The sequence below is a fragment of the Streptomyces sp. FH025 genome (genome assembly GCF_017427025.1).
GTDB lineage: Bacteria > Actinomycetota > Actinomycetes > Streptomycetales > Streptomycetaceae > Kitasatospora.
On sequence record NZ_JAFLNG010000726.1, the window covers coordinates 1 to 3,726 of the forward strand.

Genomic DNA, 3,726 nt, shown 5'->3' on the forward strand with positions numbered 1-3,726 from the left:
CGATCGGCACCACCAGCCTGGGCGTGGCGGCCGCCGCCGGGCTGCCCGACGGCGCCGCCGCCACCCGGGAGGAGACCGTACGGCTGGCCCGTCGGCTCGGCCGGGGCGACTTCCTGCTCAGCGTCGATGTGGAGTCCGGATTCAGCGACGACCCGGAGGAAGTCGCCGCACTCGCCGTCGAGTTGGCGAAGGCCGGGGTGGCCGGCATCAACCTGGAGGACGGCCGGGCGGACGGCACGCTGGCGCCGTCCGCCCTCCACGCGGCGAAGGTCGCCGCGGTGAAGGCGGCCGTGCCGGAGCTGTTCGTGAACGCCCGCACCGACATCTACTGGTGCGGCCACGACGACCCGGAGCCGGAGGCCGTACGGCGCCTGGACGCCTACCAGCGGGCGGGCGCGGACGGCGTGTTCGTCCCCGGGCTGGCCGATCCGGCGGCGATCGCCCGGCTGGTGGGCCGGGTGTCCGTCCCGCTCAACATCCTCCTGACGCCGACCGGCCCGGGCCTCGCCGAGCTGGCCGGGCTCGGGGTGGCCCGGGTCAGCCTCGGCTCGCTGCTGTACCGGGCGGGGCTGGCGGCGGCGGTGGCCACGGCAGGTGCGGTGGCCGCCGGTGAGCCGGTCGGGCCGGTGCCGGGTTACGCGGAGGTGCAGGCGCTGAGCGGGAGTTGACGCCCGTCGGGGCGGTCCGGGCTCAGCCCTCGTGCTGGGCCGCCCGGGCCGCCTCGATCCCGTCCAGGATCACCGAGAGGCCGCGGGTGAAGCCGCTGTCCCGGCCCTCGTCGATCTCGGCCGGCACCTCGGTGGTGTACAGCCGGTGCAGCCGCGGATAGTCCTTGGTGGCCTCGATGACGGCGGGCAGCATCCGGTCCATGAACTCCTGCTCGTCCTCGCCGCTCTTGTGCAGCGCGCTCAGCCAGGAGGCCTCCACGCAGGCGGTCCCGATGGTGTAGCCCATGACCGCGCTCATCGCGTCGTTGGCCTCGGCGAGTCCGAAGCCGGCGGTCTCCATCAGGGCCAGGCCGTCCTCGGAGATCCGCATCCAGTTGGGGCCGAAGTAGATCATCCCGGCGTCACCGATCACCGAGACCATCCACGGGTGGCGCATGATGAGGGCGCGCATGCCCTGGGCGCAGTCCATGAGGGCCCCGCGCCAGACCTTCGGGTCCTCGGCGCCCTCGGCCGGGGGCATCGACAGCTCGCCGAAGACCTGGTCGACGACCAGGGCGAGCAGTTCCTCCTTGTTGGAGACGTGCGTGTACAGCGAGGTCGCGCCGGCGTTGAGGCGGGCGCCCAGCTTGCGCATGCTCAGCGCCTCGATGCCGTCGGCGTCCAGCAGTGCGAGGGCCTCGGCGACGATCTGGTCGCGGCTCAGGGCGGGTTGCTCGCGCCGCCGCTGCGGGCGGTTCCACGGCGACGGGATGCCCGGCTGCGAGCCGGTCCGGCTGCTCGCCGGGGTGTCCTCCGAATGGGCCGTCATCAGGCCCTCCTTCCACTGGCTCCCTGGTCCGGGTGCGGTCGGTCCAGCATAGGCCCGCTGGCGCACACTGTGCGGCCTTGCGAACACTGTACGGCGTCCGTACAGTGTTCGGCGTGGCGCACGCCGTACGGCCGAGGGCTGTGGACGGTGTGCCCACGACGACTTCCGTACGGCTTCCGTGCGGCTCATCGAAGGGGGAATCGCGGTGGATCGTCACCCGCGTCGCTGGCTCATCCTGATCGTGCTCTGCCTCAGCAGCCTGGTGCTGGTGATCGACAACATGGTGCTCACGGTGTCCATCCCGCCGATCGCCGAGGACCTCAAGGCCGGCGCGCAGGACATCCAGTGGATCATCGACTCGTACATCCTGGTCTTCGCCGGGCTGCTGCTGACCTCGGGCAGCCTCTCCGACCGCTTCGGGCGACGAAAAGTGATGATCATCGGCCTGGCACTGTTCGGCGCGGCCTCACTGGTGGCGGCCGTCGCCGACAGCCCGGGCCAGCTGATCGCCGGGCGCGTCCTGATGGGCGTCGGCGGCGCGCTGGTCATGCCCAGCACCCTGTCCATCCTGATCACCGTCTTCGACGACGAGGAGCGGCCCAAGGCGATCGCCGCCTGGAGCGCGGTGGCCATGGTCGGCCTCGTCGGCGGCCCGGTGCTGGGCGGCGCGCTGATCGCGCACTTCTGGTGGGGCGCGGTGTTCCTGCTCAACGTGCCCGTCGCGGTGGTGGCCATCCTCGCCGCGGTCCTGCTGATGCCGGAGTCCAAGGGGCCGTGGCGCCGGCCCGACCTGCCCGGCATGCTGCTCTCGATGGTCGGCATGACCGCCCTGGTCTGGTCGATCATCGTGCTGCCCCGGGACGGCTTCACCGACGTCAACACCCTCGGCGCGCTCGCCGTCGCGGTGGCCGCGCTGACCGGCTTCGCCGTCCGGCAGGTCCGCACCGACTCGCCGATGGTCCCGCTCATGCTGTTCCGCAACCGGGTCTTCACCGGCGCCAGCTTCTCGCTCGTCCTGCTGACCTTCGCGACCGGCGGGCTGATGCTGGTGCTCACCCAGTACGTGCAGTTCGTGCTGGACTTCTCGCCCACCGACACCGGCCTGGCCTTCATCCCGCTGGCCATCGCCTCGCTGCTGTTCAACGCGATCGGCGCCGCGATCGGCAAGAAGGTCCCGGCCCGGGTGCTGACCTCCGTCGGCATGCTGATCATCGCGGCCGGGTTCGCCCTGCTGGCCACGCTCTCGGTCGGCGACGGCTTCGCCAAGGTCGCGGTGGCCATGCTGGTGCTGGGCATCGGCTCCGGCCTCGGCATGCCGGCCGCCGCCAACGCGCTGATGGGCGCCATCCCCGGCGAGCACGCGGGCGTCGGCTCCGCGCTCAACGACACCATCCAGCAGTCCGGCGCCGCGCTCGGCGTGGCCGTCCTCGGCACCGTGCTCTCCAGCACCTACACCGGCGCGATGGCCGCCGACGCCCCCGAGCCCGCCCGGCACGCCATCACCGACGCGCTCGCGGCCTCCGCCGCCACCGGTGATCACGCCCTGGCCGCCGCCGCCCGCGAGGCTTTCAACACCGCCACCTCCACCACCTTCACGGCGGGCGGCGCCGCCGTCCTGGTGGCCGCGGCGCTCACGCTGGTCCTGATGAGGGACGGGGCGAAGGGCGGCGGCGCGGAGGCGCCGGCCGAGCCCGCTGTCGAGGCGGCGGGCTGAGCCCGCACCCCTGACGGGCTGAGCCCGCACTCCTGACGGGGCCCGATCGCCTCCCGCGGCCGGGCCCGTCAGGGTGCCCGGGGCACGTAGCCTTCGGGCATGTCCCCCCACTACGCGGAGCGCGCGTCCCGACTGCCCGGTGCGGTGGTGTGGACGAAGGGCGCGGACGCCGGCGACGGTGCGGGCGGGCTGGTGCTGCCGGACGGCTGCATGGACCTGCTGTGGACCGAGGGCCGGCTGCTGGTCGCCGGGCCCGACACCCGCGCCTTCCGCCCCGGGCCCGGGCAGCGCGGACCGTGGGCGGGCGTCCGCCTCCGCCCGGGCGCCGCCCCCGCCCTGCTCGGAGTGCCCGCGCACGAACTGCGCGACCGGCGCGTCGACCTGGCCGACCTGCGGCCCGCCGCCGAGGTGCGGCGCCTCACCGAACGGATCGACGCCGCGGCCGACCCGGCCGCCGCCCTGGAACGGCTGGCGCTGCACCTGGCGGCCGAGGCGCCGCCGGAGGACCCGCTGGTGCGGGCGGTGGCCCGGGCGCT

4 protein-coding genes are annotated in these 3,726 nt (G+C 74.0%); 3 read left to right on the forward strand and 1 reads right to left on the reverse strand.

Translation table 11 applies throughout. The annotated features are described in order from the left end of the window. A partial coding sequence (locus J0670_RS32795) for an isocitrate lyase/phosphoenolpyruvate mutase family protein (RefSeq protein ID WP_207815771.1) occupies window positions 1-668 on the forward strand: 668 nt, incomplete at its 5' end. Window positions 669-690: 22 nt separating this feature from the next. On the opposite strand, the gene J0670_RS32800 is transcribed toward J0670_RS32795, so the two are convergent. After that, window positions 691-1,476 (reverse strand): TetR/AcrR family transcriptional regulator, encoded by a 786-nt coding sequence (locus J0670_RS32800; protein WP_207815772.1) that lies wholly within the window; start codon window positions 1,474-1,476, stop codon window positions 691-693. Window positions 1,477-1,681: 205 nt separating this feature from the next. Between J0670_RS32800 and J0670_RS32805 the strand changes: the two genes are divergently transcribed. Together J0670_RS32805 and J0670_RS32810 are read left to right on the forward strand one after the other, a co-directional pair. Then, window positions 1,682-3,190, forward strand: coding sequence for an MFS transporter (locus J0670_RS32805; protein WP_207815774.1), 1,509 nt, complete (start codon window positions 1,682-1,684; stop codon window positions 3,188-3,190). A 99-nt stretch (window positions 3,191-3,289) separates the two neighbouring features. Then, the coding region (locus J0670_RS32810) for a DUF6597 domain-containing transcriptional factor (RefSeq protein WP_374223216.1) at window positions 3,290-3,726 on the forward strand (437 nt) is incomplete at its 3' end.

Bases quoted from the DNA above. Each gene is read 5' to 3' on its own strand.
- J0670_RS32800 (WP_207815772.1), bottom strand. From the start codon at position 1,476: ATGACGGCCCATTCGGAGGACACCCCGGCGAGCAGCCGGACCGGCTCG.